Source organism: Aurantimonas sp. HBX-1 (assembly GCF_021391535.1).
GTDB lineage: Bacteria > Pseudomonadota > Alphaproteobacteria > Rhizobiales > Rhizobiaceae > Aurantimonas.
Map to the genome: position 1 here is coordinate 227,561 of NZ_CP090066.1, position 18,121 is coordinate 245,681.

Genomic DNA, 18,121 nt, shown 5'->3' on the forward strand with positions numbered 1-18,121 from the left:
GCCCGTGACTGCGTGCATCGCTCTCCCTCCGGATGAATCCGTCTCAGGCGCCGATGACGGCGTAGGGGCGCGGATAGTTCGCCTCCTCGAGATTGGACTGCGCCCCGCCGCGGTCGACCACGAGGAAATCGCCGACCCGCTCGAGCGACAGGAGCGGGTGGTGCCAGACGTTGCGGGCGTAGTTCACGCCCCTGCCGTCGTCGACGAGGAAGGCCAGCGGCGTGCCGGGGCGGCCGTCCTCGTCCGGAGCGACGACGACCAGGAACGGCGTCTTCTGCAGCGGCACGAAGGCCTGGCTGCCGAAAGGATGCCGTTCCATCATCCGGATTTCGACGGGCAGGGCGAAGGGCTGGCCGCGGAAGATCGAGATCAGCGGCCGCCCATCCTCGACCGCGACGTCGACGCGGGCGAGATCGTGGAAGCGCGTCGTCGTGCCGCCGTTGATCAGCCGCTGCTCGGCGCCCTCGGTCTCGATGACGTCGCCGAAGGGCGCGAAGGCTGTGCGCGTCAGTCGCTGCGCGCGGACGATCGCCGGGGGCTCGGCGGTCACGTGGCCTTCCGACCGTAGAGCCGCAGCCGCGAGATGCCGCCATCGGGGAAGATGTCGAGCCGGACATGGGTAACGGGGCCTAGCGCCTCGACGGCGTCGATGCTCCTCTCCGCGTCGGCCGACAGCTTGGTCTCGGCGAGCAGCAGCGGCCAGGCGGCGCTCGCCGCCTCGACCGCGTCGGCGGCCGGATCGGCGTCGAGCCGCGCGGCACGCAGGCTGAAGCGGTCGGGGAAATTGCCCTTGAAGTGGCGGGTATCGACCTGCAGGCTCTCGATCGTGCCGGCGGTGCCCAGCCGGAGCACGCACCAGTCGTTGCCGGGCCTGCGGCGGCGGGCGGTCTCCCAGCCGTCGGACATCACCGGCGCGCGGCCCGGCGCCAGCATGTTGGCGGGGTGGCCGTAATGCGCGTCGTTCCAGGCGATGGCGCGGCCGCCGTTTTCGACCGCGGCGAGATCGACCACTTCGTCGGCGGGCACCGCAGACCAGTCCTTGGCCACCGTGCCGTAGACGCGCAGCCGCGCGACGCCGCCATCGGGAAAGATGTGCAGGCGCAGCCAGCGGACCGGGTCGGCTGAGGCGGCTTCGGCGATGTTGTGGCTGTTGCCGGTGAGCGCCCGGCGCGGCACCAGCACCTGCCAGTCGCTCTCGCCGGGCTCCTCCACCGTGTCGGCGGCCTCGAGCATCGCCTCGGGCGGGAAGTTGCCGGTGAAGAACGAGGTGTCGATGTCGACCGCCGCGATCGTGCCGCGCTGGCCGAGCCGCAGTACCGCGTGGTCGTGGCCGGGCGTGCGCTTGCGGCGCGATTCCCAGCCGTCCATCCACTTGCCATGGTCGTCGAAGCGGTCGGGATAGAAGACCGGCGCCTCGGGGGCGATCATCCGGCTCTTGTCGGCGAAGAAATCGTCGGTGGCGAAGGTGACCTCGGTGCCGAGCCGCGGATGCGCGAGATCGACATAGCGGGCGAGCAGGTCGGCGGCCTCGGGCGAGGCGGGGGCCGTGACGAAGCGTTCTGCGGTCATTCTCTGTCCTTGAAGATCTGCGCGATGCGCAGCTGCGCGATCCGCTCCACCTGGCGGCAGGCGGTCGTGAATTCCGTCTCGGCGTCGTTGTCGACGCGCGCCTCGAAGGCGGCGAGGATGTCGCCCTTGGTCAATCCCTTCACCGCGATGATGAAGGGGAAGCCGAAGCGCGCGACATAGCGGTCGTTAAGTTCGGTGAACCGCGCAAGCTCGTCCGGCGCCAGGCGGTCGAGGCCGGCGCCCGCCTGCTCGCGCGCCGACTGCGCGGTGAGTTCGCCGGCCAGCGCGAGCCGTCCCGCCAGGTCCGGATGCGCCTTGAGCACCGCCAGCCGTTCCCCCGCGCTCGCCTCGCGGAACGTCTGGATCATCGCCCCGGCAAGCCCCGCCGGCCGGTCGTGCGCCGGGCCGAGTTCGCGGGCGACGGTGCGCTCGGCGATGAAGGGCGAGTGCTCGAATACCGCGCCGAAGGTCTCGACGAAGGCCGTCTGGGAGAGCCGCGTCGGCCGGAAGCGCTCGGCATAGGGGAAGTGCTCGCGCCAGTGGCGGGCGATGTCGATGCGCCGGGCGACCCAGACGTCGTCCTTCGATTCGATGTAGTCGAGGAAGCGGGCGAGCGCCGCGGCGCGGCCGGGACGGCCGACGAGGCGGCAGTGCAGGCCGATGTTCAGCATCTTCGCCTGGCCGGCCTCGCCCTCGGCGTAGAGCACGTCGAAGGAATCCTTCAGATAGGCGAAGAACTGGTCGCCCGAGTTGAAGCCCTGGGGCGCGGCGAAGCGCATGTCGTTGCTGTCCAGCGTGTAGGGCAGGATCAGCAGCGGCCCCGCCTCCGTTTCCTGCCAGTAGGGCAGATCGTCGGCATAGGCGTCGGAGGCGTAGAGGAAGCCGCCGTCCTCGGCCGCCAGTTCGAGGCTGTGGACAGAGGAGCGGCCGGTGTACCAGCCGAGCGGCCGCTCGCCGGTGACGGCGGTGTGGATGGCGATCGCCTCCTGCATGTGCCGGCGTTCGTCCTCGCGCGTGTAGTCGCGATAGTCGATCCATTTCAGCCCGTGCGAGGCGATCTCCCAATCCGCCTCCTGCATGGCCTCGACGGCTTCCGGATTGCGCTCCAGCGCCGTGGCGACGCCGTAGACGGTGACCGGCATCCGCCGCGCGGTGAATAGCCGCCAGAGCCGCCAGAAGCCGGCGCGGGCGCCGTATTCGTAGATCGACTCCATGTTCATGTGGCGCTGGCCGGGCCAGGGCTGGGCGCCGACGATCTCCGACAGGAAGGCCTCCGACGCCGCATCGCCGTGAAGAAGCGAGTTCTCGCCGCCTTCCTCGTAGTTGATCACGAACTGCACGCAGATCCGCGCCGGGCCGCTGCCGCCGGGGTTCGGCCATCGCGGATCGGGCGGGGTCCGGCCATAGCCGGCGAGGTCGCGGGGATAGCGGGTCATGCGGCGCGGGTCATCGGGGATGGGTCTTTCATGCTGCCGGCGAGGCGCTTCCCGCCACTTCGCCTAAAGCTGGTCGTAGGCCCTGTGGTCGGCCTCGCTGTCCCATTCGGTGAACAGCGCAAACGGGTCCGGGGTCAAGTCCGCCGCAGCCTCGGTAGAAGAATGATGGCCATTTCCTTCCGCACCGGTGAGATCGTCGCCATACTTGCACTTCGGCGCTTTCCTCCGGGCGGGGAAAACTTTCCGAGATTTCGAGCGAGGCCTTTCGGGTTTCATCGCGGTCTCCTCGGCTCAAGCTAAGGAGATTTCGTTACCGCTCGCAAGCCGTATCCGGCCGCTCGCCGTCAGCGCCGCCCGCCGACCTCGTCGAGGTGGAGCAGCATGTCGGCCGGGTCCTCGAACACCCGGAAGGCGCCGGCCCGTTCCAGCTCGTCGGTGCCGTAGCCGCCGCACAGCAGGCCGACGCCGAGCGCCCGGCAGCGCTGCGCCGCCAGCATGTCCCAGATCGAATCGCCGACGACGATCGAGGCTTCGGTCGCCACGCCCAGCCGCTCGGCGGCGGCGATGAACAGGTCGGGATCGGGCTTGGCGTATTTGACCAGGTCCCTGGTGATCACCGGCACCTTGTCCGGATCGACGCCGAGCCGCTCGAGATTGTGCTTCGCCGTCTCCATCCGGCCGCTGGTGGCGATCGCCCACTTGATGCCGGCCTCGTCGAGCGCCGCCAGCAGCTCGATGGCGCCCGGCAGCGGGCGCACCATGTGGGCGACGCGGCCATAGGCCTCGGCATGGAGATGGCGCAGCCGCTCGGTCGTCTCCTCGGTGATGGCGGTGCCGGTCTCGCGCAGCAGCTGGTTGGTGAACAGCCCGCCGCTCATCCCGATCTTGCGGTGGATGCGCCAGACCGACAGCTCGATGCCCTCGGCGTCGAGCGCCTCCTGCCAGGCGATGACGTGCTGATAGACGCTGTCGACGAGCGTGCCGTCGAGGTCGAAGAGAAAGGCGGGTTCGCTGCGCATCGTGGCCTCCGTGCCGGAACGCGCATCGGCGGGCGGCCGGACGGGGCGTTCGCGGGTGATCTGTGGCTGCCGGGGCGGATGGCGAGAGGCAGGCGCAGCGACAGTGCTTTACGGATTTGCCCCGGCTGGTGCAGGATGCTGACCGGATGGTCAAAAATCTCGCGAACGGAGCCTGAATGGGCGAAGCAGATCAGGCTCGGCTGACGACGCACGTGCTCGACACCAGCCTCGGCCGGCCTGCCGCCGGCATCGCCGTGACCCTGTCGCGAATCGGTGCGGCGGGCGAGCGCAGTGTCGTCGCTGAGGCGGTGACCAACCAGGACGGCCGCTGCGACGCGCCGCTGATGGCGGGCGCCGGCTTCGAGACCGGCATCTACGAGCTCTGCTTCGCCGCCGGAGACTATTTCGACGCCGTGAACATTGCGCTGCCCGAACCGAAATTCCTCGACCAGGTGGTGCTGCGCTTCGGCATCGCCGAACGCCGCCACTACCATGTGCCACTGCTGCTCTCGCCCTTCGGCTATTCGACCTATCGGGGCAGCTGATGAGTGACGCGCCCACGCCCTCCGATCCGATCCGCTTCGTCCTCAACGGCGAGGAGCGCAGCGTCGGCGACCTGCCGCCGACGACTACGCTGCTCGAATATCTGCGCCGGAACGAGCGGCTGACCGGCACCAAGGAAGGCTGCGCCGAGGGCGACTGTGGCGCCTGCACGGTGATCGTCGCCGAGGCGGACGGCAAAGGCGGGCTGCGGCGGCGCAGCGTCAATGCCTGCATCCAGTTCCTGCCGGCGATGCACGGCCGGGCCGTGGAGACGGTGGAACATCTCGGCCAGGGCGGGCTCAACCCGGTCCAGGCCGCGATGGTGGAGCAGCATGCCAGCCAGTGCGGCTTCTGCACGCCGGGCTTCGTCATGCAGATCCATGCCGGCTGGCTGAACGGCGCACTCGCCGACCGCCAGGCCGTGAAGGACCTCATCGCCGGCAATCTCTGCCGCTGCACCGGCTACGGCCCGATCGTCGAGGCGGGGCTTTCCGTGGCGCAGCTGCCGCCGCCGACGGATGCCGCCGGCGACGCGGCGCTGGCGCGCCGGCTCACCGCGATCGAGGGCAACGGCGTGTTTTCCTATCGGGCGGGCAGGGATCGCTGGTTCGCGCCGCGCCATGTCGACGAGCTCGCCGACCTCTACGCCGCGCATCCCGACGCGCTGCTGGTCGCCGGTGCCACGGATGTCGGCCTTTGGGTGACCAAGCAGCATCGCAGCCTGCCGCTGATCATCGACATCAGCCATGTCCGCGACCTGCAGGTGATCGAGGAGGCCGCCGGCCGGATCTATTTCGGTGCCGGCGTGACGCATCGCGCCGCGACGGCCACGCTCGCGAGCGTCCACCCCGACCTTGGCGAGATGCTGCGGCGCTTCGCCGGCGCGCAGATCCGCAATGCCGGGACGATCGGCGGCAACATCGCCAACGGCTCGCCGATCGGCGATCTCGCGCCCTGCCTGATCGCTCTCGACGCGCATCTCTATCTGCGCCGCGGCGAGGAGATGCGCCGGCTGCCGCTCGCCGACTTCTTCCTCGACTATGGCAGGCAGGACCGGGCGCCGGGCGAGTTCGTGGTCGCCGTCGAGGTGCTGCGGCTCGCGGGCAACCAGCGCTTCTTCGCGCACAAGATCTCGAAGCGCTTCGATTCCGACATCTCGGCCGTGATGGCGGCCTTCCGGCTCAGCTTTGAGGGCACGACGATCAGCGAGGCCCGGCTTGCCTTCGGCGGCATGGCGGGAATCCCGAAGCGGGCCGCGCGGGCCGAGGCGGCGCTGGTCGGGCGGCCCTTCGATCCGCCCGCGGTGGAGGCCGCGGTGGCGGCGCTGGCCGAGGACTTCACCCCGCTGACCGACATGCGCGCCTCCGCCGAGTATCGCCTCAAGACGGCGCGCTACCTGCTGCGCCGCTTCGCGCTGCAGGAGGCCGGCGGCTTCACCCCGCGCCTCGCCGACGTCACGGCCGAGGCCGACGACGCCGCGACGGGAGAAGCGGCATGATGGACGAGACCCGCATCCAGGATCGCGGGCTCGCCGGGGAGCCCGGTCCGTCGGCGCTGGACGAGCGGCCGCCGACCCACGAGGCGGCGATCCAAGGCGGGGTGGCGACGCCGCTCGCCCATGACAGCGCCGCCAGGCACGTCGCCGGCACGGCGCGCTACATCGACGACGAGCCGGAGCTGCCCGGCACGCTGCAGGTCCACATCGCTATGTCGGAGCGGGCGCATGCCCGCATCGCCAACATCGACCTCGCCGCCGTCCGCGCCGCGCCGGGCGTCGTCGCGGTGCTGACGGCCGAGGACATTCCGGGCGAGAACGACTATTCGCCGGTGTTCGGCGACGATCCGATCTTCGCCGTCGATACCGTGCAGTATGTCGGCCAGCCGCTGTTCGCCGTGGCCGCCGAGACGGCGCACGCGGCGCGGGCGGCGGCGAAGCTCGCCGTCGTCACCTACGCCGACCTTCCGGCGGCGATCTCGATCGACGAGGGCGTGGCGCAGGCCGACGCGGCGGGCGAGGACCTGCTGCCGGCCCACGAGATGCGCATCGGCGACCCGGAAGCGGCGCTCGAGGCCGCGCCGCAGCGGCTTGCGGGCCGGCTCGAACTCGGCGGCCAGGATCATTTCTACCTCGAGGGGCAGATCGCCGTCGCGATCCCGCTGGAGGACGGCGACGTGCTGGTGCGCTCCTCGACGCAGCATCCCTCCGAGGTGCAGCACAACGTCGCCAGGATGCTCGGCGTGCCGGACCACGCCGTGACGGTGGAAGTCCGGCGCATGGGCGGCGGCTTCGGCGGCAAGGAGAGCCAGCCGGCGCTGTTCGCCGCCGTTACCGCGCTCGCCGCGGTCAAGACCGGGCGGCCGGCCAAGTGCCGGCTCGACCGCGACGACGACATGGTGATGACCGGCAAGCGCCACGAGGTCCGCATCGACTACGATATCGGCTTCGATCCGGACGGCGGCATCGTCGCCGCCGACATGCGGCATCTGGTGCGCTGCGGCTATTCGAAGGACCTCTCCGGCGCCATCGCCGACCGGGCGATGTTCCACGCCGACAACGCCTACCAGCTGCCGGCGGCGCGCATCCATTCGCGGCGGCTGAAGACCCACACCGTCTCCAACACCGCATTCCGCGGCTTCGGCGGGCCGCAGGGCATGGTCGGGATCGAGCGCGCGATGGACCGCGTCGCCTTCGCCACCGGGCTCGACCCGCTCGACGTGCGCAGGCGCAATTTCTATCCCGCCGACGGCAGCGGCGTGACGCCCTACCACATGCAGGTGACGGATTCGGTGATCGGCGAGATCGTCGAGGAACTGGAGGCGACGTCGCACTACCGGGCGCGCCGCGAGAAGATCCGGGCGTTCAACGCCGCCAACACGGTGCTGAAGAAGGGCCTGGCGCTGACGCCGGTGAAGTTCGGCATCTCCTTCACCACCAGCCATCTCAACCAGGCCGGCGCGCTGGTGCACGTCTACAAGGACGGATCGGTGCATCTCAACCACGGCGGCACGGAGATGGGGCAGGGCCTGTTCACCAAGGTGGCCCAGGTCGTCGCCGAGGAATTCCAGATCGATGTCGCGATGGTGAAGATCACCGGCACGACCACCGCCAAGGTGCCGAACACCTCGGCGACGGCGGCATCCTCGGGCTCCGATCTCAACGGCATGGCGGCGCAGGCGGCGGCCCGCACGATCAAGGACCGGCTGATCGACTTCGCCGTCGAGCGCTACAAGGTGCCGCGTGACCAGGTGGTGTTCGAGCCGAACCGGGTGCGCATCGGCAACGACGAGAAGCGCTTTCGCGACCTCGTCGGCGAGGCCTATCTCGCCCGGGTGTCGCTCTCCTCCACCGGCTTCTACGCGACGCCCGGCATCAGCTACGACCGCGACACGGCCCGCGGCATCCCGTTCTACTATTTCGCCTATGGCGCCGCCTGTTCGGAGGTGGTGATCGACACGTTCACCGGCGAGCACCGGCTGCTGCGCGCCGACATCCTGCACGATGTCGGCCGTTCGCTGAACCCGGCGATCGACCTCGGCCAGATCGAGGGCGGCTTCATCCAGGGCATGGGCTGGCTGACCACCGAGGAACTCTGGTGGGACGCTAGCGGCCGGCTGAGGACGCACGCGCCCTCGACCTACAAGATCCCGACGGCCAACGACCGGCCGGACGATTTCCGGGTGGCCCTGTGGGACAGGGGCGAGAACCGGGCGGCGACGATCTACCGCTCGAAGGCGGTCGGCGAGCCGCCGCTGATGCTGGCGATCTCGGTGTTCTCGGCCCTCACCGACGCGGTGATCGCGGCCGGCGACGGGCGGGTCTTCCCCGACCTCGATGCGCCGGCGACGCCGGAGCGGGTGCTCGCGGCGGTCGAGCAGGTCCGGGCGAGGGGATGAGCGTCGCCGAAACCCTCAGCGCCGCGGTCGCGGCCGGGACGCCCGCGGCGCTGGTGACGGTCGTCGAGGCGCGCGGCTCGACGCCGCGCGAGGCGGGCGTGACGATGGCGGTGACGGCGACGGACATCGCCGGCACGATCGGCGGCGGCCGGCTGGAATACGACGCCATCGAGCGCGCGCGGGCGCTGCTCGCGGCCGGCGAGAACGATGTGGAGATGGATGTGCCGCTGGGGCCGGAGATCGGCCAGTGCTGTGGCGGGCGGGTGAAGCTGGCGATCCGCCGCGCCGACCCGGCGCTGATCGCCGGCATGCTCGCCGAAGAAGAGGCGGCGCGCCGCGCCCGCCCGGCGGTGCTGGTGTTCGGCGCCGGCCATACCGGCCGGGCGCTGGCCGCGGCGCTGGCGCTGCTGCCGCTGAATGTGCGGCTGGTCGACAGCCGGCCGGAGATGCTGGACGGCCTGCCCGACGACGTGACCGCGGTCGCCGCCGCCCTCCCGGAGGCCGAGATAGCCGACGCGCCGGCGGGCGCGGCCTATGTGGTGATGACCCACACGCATTCGCTGGATTTCCTGCTCACCGCCGCGGCGCTTGCCCGCGGCGATGCCGCCTATGTCGGGATGATCGGCTCGGCGACCAAGCGCGAGCGCTTCCGCCGGCATCTCGAGGCCGAGGGGCGCGGCGCGGACATCGCCCGCCTGACCCTGCCGATCGGCGGGGCGGCGCTGCGCGACAAGCGGCCGGCGGTGATCGCCGCGCTGACCGCCGCCGAGATCGCCACCTGCCTTTTTTCCGATCAACAGGAAAAGCTGAGCGATCGCTTTGCAGCCCTCGCGTCGCAGTGCAATAGTCCCCGCACGAGATCAACGGGATGATCCCCTCCGACATGGCGCCGCGCCTCCAGCTTACCGGCATCACCAAGCGCTTTCCCGGCGTCGTCGCCAACGACGGCGTGTCGTTCGCGGTCGGGCCGGGCGAGATCCATGCGCTGCTCGGCGAGAACGGCGCCGGCAAGTCGACGCTGGTCAAGATCATCTACGGCGTCCAGAAGGCCGACGAGGGCGAGATTGCCTTCGACGGCAAGCCGGTGGCGATCCACTCGCCGCGCGAGGCGCGGGCGCTCGGCATCGGCATGGTGTTCCAGCATTTTTCGCTGTTCGAGGCGATGACGGTGCTGGAGAACATCGCGCTCGGCATGGACGAGCCACCACCGCGCCGCGAGCTCGAGGCGAAGGTGCGGGACGTGCTCGACACCTACGGTCTGGCGCTCGATCCGCACCGCCACGTCCACACGCTGTCGGTTGGCGAGCGCCAGCGGATCGAGATCGTCCGCGCCCTGCTGCAGCGCCCGAAGCTCCTGATCATGGACGAGCCCACCTCCGTCCTGACCCCGCAGGAGGTGGAGCAGCTGTTTGCGACGCTCCGCCGGCTGGCCGCCGAGGGCTGCTCGATCCTCTACATTTCCCACAAGCTGCACGAGATAAAGGCGCTCTGCGACACCGCGACCATCCTGCGCGGCGGCAAGGTGGTCGGCACCTGCGACCCCCGCGCGGAATCGGCCCGCTCGATGGCGGAGCTGATGATCGGCGGCAGCCTCAAGGACCTGTCCGGCAAGGCCGACGCGGCCACCGGCGCCGAGCGCTTCACCGTCGCCCATCTGTCGGCGCCGGGCACGCCGCCCTTCGGCACGAGCCTCAGGGACATCTCCTTCTCGGTGCGCAATGGCGAGATCTTCGGCATCGCCGGGGTGGCGGGCAACGGCCAGAACGAGCTGCTGGAGGTGCTCTCCGGCGAGCGCGTCGCGGGCGTCACCGGCACGATCACGCTCGACGGGCAGCGCATCGAGGCGCTTGGCGTCTCGGCGCGCCGCCGCCTCGGCCTTGCCGCCGTCCCCGAGGAGCGCAACGGCCATGCCGCGGTGCCCGGCATGTCGCTGGCCGACAATGCCATCCTCTCCGCCCGGGAGCGCAAGGGGCTGGCGAAGGGCGGCTTTCTCGACCTCGGCGCCGCCCGCGCCTTCGCGGACGGCGTCATCAAGGCGTTCTCGGTCAAGGCGACCGGCGCTGAGGCCCTTGCCGGCAGCCTGTCCGGCGGCAACCTGCAGAAATTCGTCATGGGACGCGAGATCGGCCAGGACCCCTCGGTCCTCGTCGTCTCACAGCCGACCTGGGGCGTCGACGCGGGTGCGTCCGCCTTCATCCGCCAGGCGATGATCGACCTCGTCGCCAGGGGGGCGCTCGTCGTCGTGGTCAGCCAGGACCTCGACGAACTGCTCGAGCTCTGCGACCGGATCGCGGTGATCAACGAGGGCCGGCTGTCGGAGCCGATGGCCGTCAGGGGCATCTCGGTGGAGCGGGTCGGGCTGCTGATGGGCGGCATCCACGGCGCCCACGAAGCGGCCGAAGCGCCGGAAGAAAGGGCCGCCTGATGGCGCTGGCGCTCGAGCCGCGACGCGAGCCCAGTCGCGCCATGATGGTCGCCGCGCCGGTGATCGCGGTGCTGGCGACGCTGCTGGCCGGCGCAATCGTGTTCACGCTGCTCGGCCATGACGGGCCTCAGGCGGTCTACCAGATCTTCGTCGTGCCGCTGTTCAACCCCTATCGCTGGCAGGACCTGTTCGTGAAGGCGGCGCCGCTGGCGATCATCGCCATCGGCCTGTCCATCGGCTTCCGCGCCAACATCTGGAACATCGGCGGCGAGGGCCAGTACATTCTCGGCGGCCTCGCCGGCACCGGCGTCGCGCTGATGACGCTGGATCTCGACGGCGTCTGGATCCTGCCGGTGATGGTCGCCGCCGGCGTTGTCGGCGGCATGATCTGGGCCGGCATCCCGGCGCTCCTGAAGACGCGGTTCAACGTCAGCGAGATCCTGTCGAGCCTGATGCTCAACTACGTGGCGATCCAGCTGCTGTACTACCTGATGCGCGGACCATGGAAGGACCCGATGGGGTTCAACTTCCCGCAGACGGCGATGTTCTCGGCGGCGCAGACGCTGCCGACCATCGTTCCGGGAACGCTGATCCATCTCGGCGTGCCGGTCGCCGCGGCACTGGGACTGACCGCGTGGTTCCTGCTGGCCCGCTCGGTCACCGGCTTCCAGATCCGCGTCATGGGCCTGGCGCCCAGCGCCGCGCGCTATGGCGGCTTCAGCCAGGCCTCGACGGTGTGGCTGGCGATGCTGGTCGGCGGCGGCATGGCCGGGCTCGCCGGCATCCTCGAAGCCGCCGGCCCATTCGGCCAGATGGTGCCGCAGTTCCCGACCGGCTACGGCTACACGGCGATCATCGTGGCGTTTCTCGGCCGGCTGCATCCGCTCGGCATCCTCGTCGCGGCGCTCGTCCTGGCGCTGACCTATGTCGGCGGCGAGAGCGCGCAGACGGTGATCGGCCTGCCGTCGGCGGCCACCGGCGTCTTCCAGGCGATGATGCTGTTCTTCCTGCTCGCGGCCGACATCCTGGTGCGCTACCGGCTGGTGGCGCGTCGCGAGACGGTGCATGCACCGGCCGTCGGGGCCGCGCGGGCCGGCGCCGCTGCCGAGCGCGGCAGGGCGGAGACGGGGGCGGAAACCGCATGAGCACGGCGCTTCTCGTTGCCATCCTGATGACCGTGGCGGCCGCCGCCACCCCGCTGCTGATCGCCGCGCTCGGCGAACTCGTCGCGGAAAAGTCCGGCGTCCTCAATCTCGGCGTCGAGGGGATGATGCTGATCGGTGCGGTCACCGCCTTCGCCGTCGCCGTCACCACCGGCATTCCGGCACTGGGCGCCGTCGCCGCGATGGCCGCCGGCGCGCTCGCCGCCGCGATCTTCGCGGTGCTGACGCTCGGCCTGATGGCCAACCAGGTGGCGACGGGCCTGGCGCTGACGATCTTCGGCACCGGCGTCTCGGCGCTGATCGGGGCGCCCTTCGTCGGCATCACCACGACGACGCTCGGGCCGATCTTTCCCGCCTCGCTCGCCGACGACCCGGTCTGGCGGGTGGTCTTCGGCCATTCGCCACTGGTTTATATCGGGCTGATCTTGACCTTCGCGGTCTGGTGGTTCCTCAAGCACAGCCGCGCCGGCCTGATCCTGCGGGCCGTCGGCGAGAGCGACGAGGCGGCCCATTCCATCGGCTATCCGGTGCTGACGGTGCGCACGCTGGCGGTGCTGTTCGGCGGCGCCATGGCGGGGCTCGGCGGGTCGTACTACTCGCTGGTGCTGACGCCGATGTGGGCCGAGCGGCTGACCGCCGGACGCGGCTGGATCGCCATCGCACTGGTGGTCTTCGCCTCTTGGCGGCCGGGGCGGCTGCTGATCGGTGCCTATCTGTTCGGCCTCGTCATCACGCTCGAGCTTCAGGCGAAGGCCGCCGGCTTCAACTTCTTCGCGCCGGAATTCCTGTCGGCGCTGCCCTACCTCGCCACCGTCCTCGTCCTTGCCCTGATCTCCGCCGGCCGGCGGAGCGCCAGAACCGTCGCGCCGGCCTGTCTCGGCCGGCCGTTCCGGGCGAGCGCCTGACCCACCCCCTGTCGCAACCCTTCAAAGGAGCCGTTTCATGATCCACACCACCCGCCGCCGCCTGATGGCCGGCGCCATCACCGCGATGGCCGCCCTCTCGCTCGGTCTGCCGGCCGTTGCCCAGGAGGCCAAGGACACGGTCAAGGCGGCCTTCGTCTATGTCGGCCCGGTCGGCGATTTCGGCTGGACCTACGCCCATGACCAGGGGCGCAAGTACCTGGAGGAGAAGCTCGGCGACAAGGTCGAGACCACCTATGTCGAGAACGTCGCCGAGGGGCCGGACGCCGAGCGCGTCATCCGCCAGCTCGCGCAGGACGGCAACGACATCATCTTCACCACCTCGTTCGGCTTCATGAACCCGACGATCAAGGTGGCCAAGCAGTTCCCGGACGTGAAGTTCGAGCACGCCACCGGCTACCAGACCGGCTCGGACAACATGGGCCTCTACAATTCGCGCTTCTACCAGGGCCGCGCCGTGCTCGGCACCATCGCCGCGATGATGTCGAAGACCGGCAAGGCCGGCTATGTCGCCTCCTTCCCGATCCCGGAAGTGGTGATGGGCATCAACGCCTTCACGCTGGCGGCACGCAAGGTGGACCCCGACTTCACCACGCAGGTCGTCTGGGTGAATTCCTGGTACGACCCGGCGAAGGAAGCCGACGCCACCAAGGCGCTGCTCAGCCAGGGCGCCGACGTCATCACCCAGCACACCGACTCGCCTGCGCCGCTGCAGGCCGCCGAGCAGGCCGGCGCCGTGGCCTTCGGCCAGGCCTGGGACATGACCAGCTTCGCGCCCAACGCCCACATGACGGCGATCGTCGACCAGTGGGGCCCGTATTACGTCAACCGGGTTCAGGCTCTGCTCGACGGCACCTGGGAGGCGGACAATGTCTGGCTCGGCATGGCCGAGGGCGAGGTCGAGATGGCGCCGTTCAACGACAAGATGCCCGAGGACGTGAAGGCCGCCGCGCAGAAGATCATCGACGACACCAAGGCCGGCACCTACGAGGTGTTCACCGGCCCGATCAACGACCAGTCGGGCGCGGAGAAGGTGCCGGCCGGCGAGGTGATCCCGGACGAGGATCTGCTGAAGATGGACTGGTACGTGGAAGGCGTGCAGAGCTGAGGCTCGGATCTGAGCAGTCGATCCCCCGTTCTGAGGTGCAAAGCCGGTTGGAAGACCGGCTGAGCCTCGAAGGGCGGGGGACGCGGTAGTGCCGCGGCATGATATCCGTCTCCGTTCGTGCCGAGACACCCCCCTCTGTCCTGCCGGACATCTCCCCCACAAGGGGGGAGATTGGTAGCTTCGCCATACGCATCTGGTCTGCACCGCTGGTGCAGGCTTCGACATTGAAGGTCGGCAGCGGCGCATCTGCCGTTTCGATCTCCCCCCTTGTGGGGGAGATGTCCGGCAGGACAGAGGGGGGTAACCCGGGACGCGGCGCTTCCTGCCTGAAATCGACAGCCAACGCCGCCCGAACGCGGCTCAGCCCTCCACCCAAGGACCCCGACCTCGCATGTGGACATACCTTTTCGAATGGCTGAGCTTCGGCGTGCGCTGGGTGCACGTCATCACCGCCATCGCCTGGGTCGGATCGTCCTTCTATTTCATCGCGCTGGATCTCGGCCTGCGCCGGTCGCGGCAGCTTCCCGAGGGCGTCGGCGGCGAGGCCTGGCAGGTCCATGGCGGCGGCTTCTACCACGTGCAGAAATACATGGTCGCGCCGCCGCACATGCCGGAGGACCTGACCTGGTTCAAATGGGAGAGCTACTCGACGTGGCTCTCCGGCGCGGCGCTGCTGTTCCTCGTCTACTATCTCGGGGCGGAGCTCTACCTCATCGACCCCGCGAAGGCCGACCTGCCGGTCTGGGGCGCCACCGCCATCGGGATCGGCGGCCTGGCGCTCGGCTGGGTCGTCTATGACGGGCTCTGCAAGTCGCCGCTGAAGAACAACGACACGGCGCTGCTGGCGGCGCTCTTCGTCTACGTGGTGGCGGCGAGCTTCCTGTTCTCCCTAGTCTTCTCCGGCCGCGGCGCGATGCTGCATACCGGCGCGATGATCGCGACGATCATGACCGCCAACGTCTTCCTCACCATCATCCCCAACCAGACCATCGTCGTCGCCGACCTGAAGGCCGGCCGCACCCCGGAAGCCCGCCTCGGCAAGGAGGCCAAGCAGCGCTCGCTGCACAACAACTACCTGACGCTGCCGGTCATCTTCCTGATGCTCTCGAACCATTATCCGCTCTCCTTCGCCACCGAGTGGAACTGGGCGATCGCCGGGCTGGTGCTGCTGATCGGGGCGGTGATCCGGCACTTCTTCAACACGATGCACGCGACGGGAAAGCAGCTCTGGTGGTGCTGGGTCGTCGCCGGCGTGCTGTTTGCCGCCGTCATCACGCTCTCGGGCGCGCCGGGCTGGCGCGGCGCAGAGGAGGCCGAGGCGGCGCGCTCGCTGCAGGGCGATCCGGCGGTGGCGCTGATGGCCTCGCCGCTGATGGCGGATGTGGAAATGATCGTTCAGTCGCGCTGCTCGATGTGCCACGCCGCCGAGCCGCTCTGGCCGGGCATCGGCCATGCGCCGAAGGATGTCCGGCTCGAAAGCCGCGACGACATCGTCCACTACGCCGCGCTGATCGAGCGGCAGGCGGTGCGCAGCATCGCGATGCCGCCCGGCAACGTCACCGGGCTCGAACCGGCGGAACGGGAAACGCTGGCGCGCTGGATCGCTGCCGGTTCCGGACGCTACGTCGCGGTGGCGGCGCGATGAGCTCGGCCGGCGCCAGCCGCGCCATACGCGGCCGTCTCCTCTCCTTCGACGCCGATCCGCGCGACGAGGAGATCGGCCGCGCCGTCCGCTACATCGAAGACGGGCTGGTGGTGATCGAGAAGGGGCTGATCCGCGAGGTCGGCGAGGCGAGCGGCCTGCTGAAGCGGCTGCGCCCGGACACCGTCGTGGTCGACCACCGGCCGCATCTGGTGCTGCCGGGCTTCATCGACCCGCATCTGCACATGCCGCAGACCCAGGTCATCGCCTCCTACGGCGCCGAGCTGATGGAATGGCTGGCGAAATACACCTTTCCGGAAGAAAGCCGTTACGGCGATCCGGCGGTCGCCGCTTCCGCCTCGCGCTTCCTGCTCGACGAGCTGCTGGCGAGCGGCACGACCACCGCCGGCGTCTTCTGCACCAGCCATCCGGAAAGCGTCGAGGCGTTCTTCGCCGAGGCGGCGGAGCGCCGGATGCGCATGGTCGCCGGCAAGGTGATGATGGACCGCAACGGCCCGCCGGCGCTGCTCGACACGCCCGAAACCGGCTACCAGCAGTCGCGCGAGCTGATCCGCCGCTGGCACGGCAAGGGCCGGCTTTCCTACGCCATCACCCCGCGCTTTGCGCCGACCTCGAGCGAGATGCAGCTGGAGGCGGCCGAGGCGCTGGCGAGCGAATTCCCCGACATGCACATCCAGACGCATCTGTCGGAGAACGAGGCGGAGATCGCCTTCGTGCGCGAGGCGTTCCCGTGGTCGAAGGATTACACCGAAGTCTACGAGCGCTACGGGCTGGTGCGCGAGAAGGCGATGTTCGGCCACTGCATCCACCTGTCGGCGCGTGAGCTTGCGGCGCTGTCGGCCGGCGGCGCGACGGCGGTGTTCTGCCCGACCTCGAATCTCTTCCTCGGCTCCGGCCTGTTCGACCGCGAGTCGATGCGCGCGGCCGACATCAAGGTTGGCCTCGCCACCGACATCGGCGGCGGCACCAGCTACTCGATGCTGCGGACCGCCGCGGAGGCCTACAAGGTGCTGGCGCTGCGCGGCCAGAAGCTGCCGGCGCTCGAGGCCTTCCACATGATGACCGCCGGCAACGCCGAGGCGATGGGCCTCGACAGCCGGATCGGCCGCCTCGTGCCCGGCCACGAGGCCGATCTCGTGGTGCTCGACAGTTCCGCCACGACGGCGATGCGGCGGCGGATGGAGCGCGTCGAGACGCTGGAGGAGGAGCTGTTCGCGCTGATGATCCTCGGCGACGAGCGCGCGACGGTGGCGACCTACGTGCTCGGCGAGCCGGCCTACGAGCGCGGCGCGGCGCGGCGGCAGCTGCCGGCGCGGCAGGACCATGCCCCGCCGCAGGCTGCCCCGGGCGCAGGGGAATCGGCGCAATAGGCGCGGCCCGGCGGCCGTCCGCCGCAGCTTCCGAAATCGCCGATTGGCAGCAGAAATCGTCCGCGAACCGCGACAAATCGCCGAAAGCGGCTATCTGCTTCCGCAAGCCCCTGCCGCCATCGCGGCGGCGGCTCGCGAAATCGGTGAAGGAGGCATGGCATGCGACTGGTGCGTTACGGTGAAAGCGGTTCGGAGAAGCCGGGACTGATCGACGACGAGAATATCCTGCGGGACCTGTCGGAGGAAATCGACGACGTGGCCGGCGAGGCGCTGTCTCGGGCTACCCTCGACAAGCTCCGGGCGATCAATCCCAAGGCGCTCGCCAAGGCCGACCCGTCGCATCGCATCGGGCCCTGCGTCGGCCGCGTCGGCCACTTCATCGCCGTCGGCCTGAACTATGCCGATCACGCCAAGGAATCCGGGATGGAGATCCCGAAGGAGCCGATCCTCTTCAACAAGGCACCGTCCTGCATTGTCGGGCCGCATGACGACGTCATCGTGCCGAAGGGCTCGGACCGGCTCGACTGGGAGGTCGAGATCGCTATCGTTATCGGCGAGGAGGCGCTCTACGTCTCCGAGGACCAGGCGATGGACCACGTCGCCGGCTTCTGCCTGTGCAACGATGTCTCCGAGCGCACCTTCCAGGCGCAGCGCGGCGGCCAATGGATGAAGGGCAAGAGCGCCCCGACCTTCGGCCCGCTCGGCCCCTGGCTGGTGACGCCCGACGAGCTCGGCGACCCGCAGGCGGTCGACCTCTGGCTCGACGTCAACGGCGAGCGGATGCAGACCGGCTCGACCAAGACGATGATCTTCGGCGTCAAGACGCTGGTCTCCTACATCTCGCAGTTCATGCGGCTGATGCCGGGCGACGTCATCACCACCGGCACGCCCCCCGGCGTCGGCATGGGCATGAAGCCGGAGCGCTATCTGAAGCCGGGCGACGTCATCTCCCTCGGCGGCAAGGGCCTCGGCGAGCAGCGCCAGACGGTCCGCGCCTACGCCGGCTAG

The 18,121-nt window shown here is 69.8% G+C and carries 16 protein-coding genes; 11 read left to right on the forward strand and 5 right to left on the reverse strand.

The window, feature by feature from the left end; all coding sequences use genetic code 11:
• Nucleotides 1–43: 43 nt before the first annotated feature.
• The 5 genes from LXB15_RS01150 to LXB15_RS01170 form a co-directional block, all read right to left on the reverse strand.
• Complete coding sequence (locus LXB15_RS01150) at nt 44–550, reverse strand: ureidoglycolate lyase (protein ID WP_233950474.1); 507 nt, start codon at nt 548–550, stop codon at nt 44–46.
• Complete coding sequence (gene alc, locus LXB15_RS01155) at nt 547–1,569, reverse strand: allantoicase (protein WP_233950475.1); 1,023 nt, start codon at nt 1,567–1,569, stop codon at nt 547–549. Before alc ends, LXB15_RS01150 begins: the two co-directional genes overlap by 4 nt.
• The gene (gene puuE / locus LXB15_RS01160) at nt 1,566–3,005 is read right to left on the reverse strand and encodes an allantoinase PuuE (protein ID WP_233950476.1); all 1,440 of its coding nucleotides are present in this window, start codon (nt 3,003–3,005) and stop codon (nt 1,566–1,568) included. The genes alc and puuE overlap by 4 nt, the downstream gene beginning before the upstream one ends.
• A gap of 63 nt (nt 3,006–3,068) precedes the next feature.
• On the reverse strand, nt 3,069–3,281 hold the full coding sequence (locus LXB15_RS01165; RefSeq protein WP_233950477.1) for a transcriptional regulator: 213 nt from the start codon (nt 3,279–3,281) through the stop codon (nt 3,069–3,071).
• A 68-nt stretch (nt 3,282–3,349) separates the two neighbouring features.
• Nucleotides 3,350–4,024 (reverse strand): HAD family hydrolase, encoded by a 675-nt coding sequence (locus tag LXB15_RS01170; protein ID WP_233950478.1) that lies wholly within the window; start codon nt 4,022–4,024, stop codon nt 3,350–3,352.
• Between the two features lie 176 nt (nt 4,025–4,200).
• On the opposite strand from LXB15_RS01170, the gene uraH reads away from it, so the two are divergent.
• From uraH to LXB15_RS01225, 11 genes are all read left to right on the forward strand, one after another.
• The gene (uraH, locus tag LXB15_RS01175) at nt 4,201–4,569 is read left to right on the forward strand and encodes a hydroxyisourate hydrolase (RefSeq protein WP_233950479.1); all 369 of its coding nucleotides are present in this window, start codon (nt 4,201–4,203) and stop codon (nt 4,567–4,569) included.
• Nucleotides 4,569–6,065: a xanthine dehydrogenase small subunit gene (xdhA, locus tag LXB15_RS01180; RefSeq protein ID WP_233950480.1), complete on the forward strand. Its 1,497-nt coding sequence runs from the start codon at nt 4,569–4,571 to the stop codon at nt 6,063–6,065. The genes uraH and xdhA overlap by 1 nt, the downstream gene beginning before the upstream one ends.
• Nucleotides 6,065–8,461: a xanthine dehydrogenase molybdopterin binding subunit gene (gene xdhB, locus LXB15_RS01185; RefSeq protein WP_233953297.1), complete on the forward strand. Its 2,397-nt coding sequence runs from the start codon at nt 6,065–6,067 to the stop codon at nt 8,459–8,461. The genes xdhA and xdhB overlap by 1 nt, the downstream gene beginning before the upstream one ends.
• Nucleotides 8,458–9,333 carry a xanthine dehydrogenase accessory protein XdhC gene (xdhC, locus tag LXB15_RS01190; protein WP_233950481.1) on the forward strand — a complete coding sequence of 292 codons (876 nt, stop codon included), beginning with the start codon at nt 8,458–8,460 and terminating at the stop codon, nt 9,331–9,333. The genes xdhB and xdhC overlap by 4 nt, the downstream gene beginning before the upstream one ends.
• The gene (locus LXB15_RS01195; protein ID WP_233950482.1) at nt 9,330–10,886 is read left to right on the forward strand and encodes an ABC transporter ATP-binding protein; all 1,557 of its coding nucleotides are present in this window, start codon (nt 9,330–9,332) and stop codon (nt 10,884–10,886) included. The genes xdhC and LXB15_RS01195 overlap by 4 nt, the downstream gene beginning before the upstream one ends.
• Nucleotides 10,886–12,031 carry an ABC transporter permease gene (locus LXB15_RS01200; protein WP_233950483.1) on the forward strand — a complete coding sequence of 382 codons (1,146 nt, stop codon included), beginning with the start codon at nt 10,886–10,888 and terminating at the stop codon, nt 12,029–12,031. Before LXB15_RS01195 ends, LXB15_RS01200 begins: the two co-directional genes overlap by 1 nt.
• Entirely contained in the window at nt 12,028–12,954 is a 927-nt protein-coding gene (locus LXB15_RS01205; RefSeq protein ID WP_233950484.1) for an ABC transporter permease, read from the forward strand. The genes LXB15_RS01200 and LXB15_RS01205 overlap by 4 nt, the downstream gene beginning before the upstream one ends.
• Before the next feature lie 37 nt (nt 12,955–12,991).
• Nucleotides 12,992–14,080, forward strand: coding sequence for a BMP family ABC transporter substrate-binding protein (locus LXB15_RS01210; protein ID WP_370640149.1), 1,089 nt, complete (start codon nt 12,992–12,994; stop codon nt 14,078–14,080).
• A 391-nt stretch (nt 14,081–14,471) separates the two neighbouring features.
• On the forward strand, nt 14,472–15,725 hold the full coding sequence (locus LXB15_RS01215) for a urate hydroxylase PuuD (protein ID WP_233950485.1): 1,254 nt from the start codon (nt 14,472–14,474) through the stop codon (nt 15,723–15,725).
• On the forward strand, nt 15,722–17,113 hold the full coding sequence (gene guaD / locus LXB15_RS01220) for a guanine deaminase (RefSeq protein ID WP_233950486.1): 1,392 nt from the start codon (nt 15,722–15,724) through the stop codon (nt 17,111–17,113). The genes LXB15_RS01215 and guaD overlap by 4 nt, the downstream gene beginning before the upstream one ends.
• Before the next feature lie 159 nt (nt 17,114–17,272).
• On the forward strand, nt 17,273–18,121 hold the full coding sequence (locus LXB15_RS01225; protein WP_233950487.1) for a fumarylacetoacetate hydrolase family protein: 849 nt from the start codon (nt 17,273–17,275) through the stop codon (nt 18,119–18,121).

What these genes read in the sequence shown, in the direction of transcription:
- alc (WP_233950475.1), bottom strand. Translation starts at nt 1,569, where the DNA reads ATGACCGCAGAACGCTTCGTCACGGCCCCCGCCTCGCCCGAGGCCGCC.
- guaD (WP_233950486.1), top strand. Translation starts at nt 15,722, where the DNA reads ATGAGCTCGGCCGGCGCCAGCCGCGCCATACGCGGCCGTCTCCTCTCC.
- xdhA (WP_233950480.1), top strand. Translation starts at nt 4,569, where the DNA reads ATGAGTGACGCGCCCACGCCCTCCGATCCGATCCGCTTCGTCCTCAAC.
- LXB15_RS01225 (WP_233950487.1), top strand. Translation starts at nt 17,273, where the DNA reads ATGCGACTGGTGCGTTACGGTGAAAGCGGTTCGGAGAAGCCGGGACTG.
- LXB15_RS01215 (WP_233950485.1), top strand. Translation starts at nt 14,472, where the DNA reads ATGTGGACATACCTTTTCGAATGGCTGAGCTTCGGCGTGCGCTGGGTG.
- xdhB (WP_233953297.1), top strand. Translation starts at nt 6,065, where the DNA reads ATGGACGAGACCCGCATCCAGGATCGCGGGCTCGCCGGGGAGCCCGGT.
- uraH (WP_233950479.1), top strand. Translation starts at nt 4,201, where the DNA reads ATGGGCGAAGCAGATCAGGCTCGGCTGACGACGCACGTGCTCGACACC.
- LXB15_RS01195 (WP_233950482.1), top strand. Translation starts at nt 9,330, where the DNA reads ATGATCCCCTCCGACATGGCGCCGCGCCTCCAGCTTACCGGCATCACC.
- LXB15_RS01170 (WP_233950478.1), bottom strand. Translation starts at nt 4,024, where the DNA reads ATGCGCAGCGAACCCGCCTTTCTCTTCGACCTCGACGGCACGCTCGTC.
- puuE (WP_233950476.1), bottom strand. Translation starts at nt 3,005, where the DNA reads ATGACCCGCTATCCCCGCGACCTCGCCGGCTATGGCCGGACCCCGCCC.
- LXB15_RS01200 (WP_233950483.1), top strand. Translation starts at nt 10,886, where the DNA reads ATGGCGCTGGCGCTCGAGCCGCGACGCGAGCCCAGTCGCGCCATGATG.
- LXB15_RS01210 (WP_370640149.1), top strand. Translation starts at nt 12,992, where the DNA reads ATGATCCACACCACCCGCCGCCGCCTGATGGCCGGCGCCATCACCGCG.
- LXB15_RS01165 (WP_233950477.1), bottom strand. Translation starts at nt 3,281, where the DNA reads ATGAAACCCGAAAGGCCTCGCTCGAAATCTCGGAAAGTTTTCCCCGCC.
- LXB15_RS01205 (WP_233950484.1), top strand. Translation starts at nt 12,028, where the DNA reads ATGAGCACGGCGCTTCTCGTTGCCATCCTGATGACCGTGGCGGCCGCC.
- xdhC (WP_233950481.1), top strand. Translation starts at nt 8,458, where the DNA reads ATGAGCGTCGCCGAAACCCTCAGCGCCGCGGTCGCGGCCGGGACGCCC.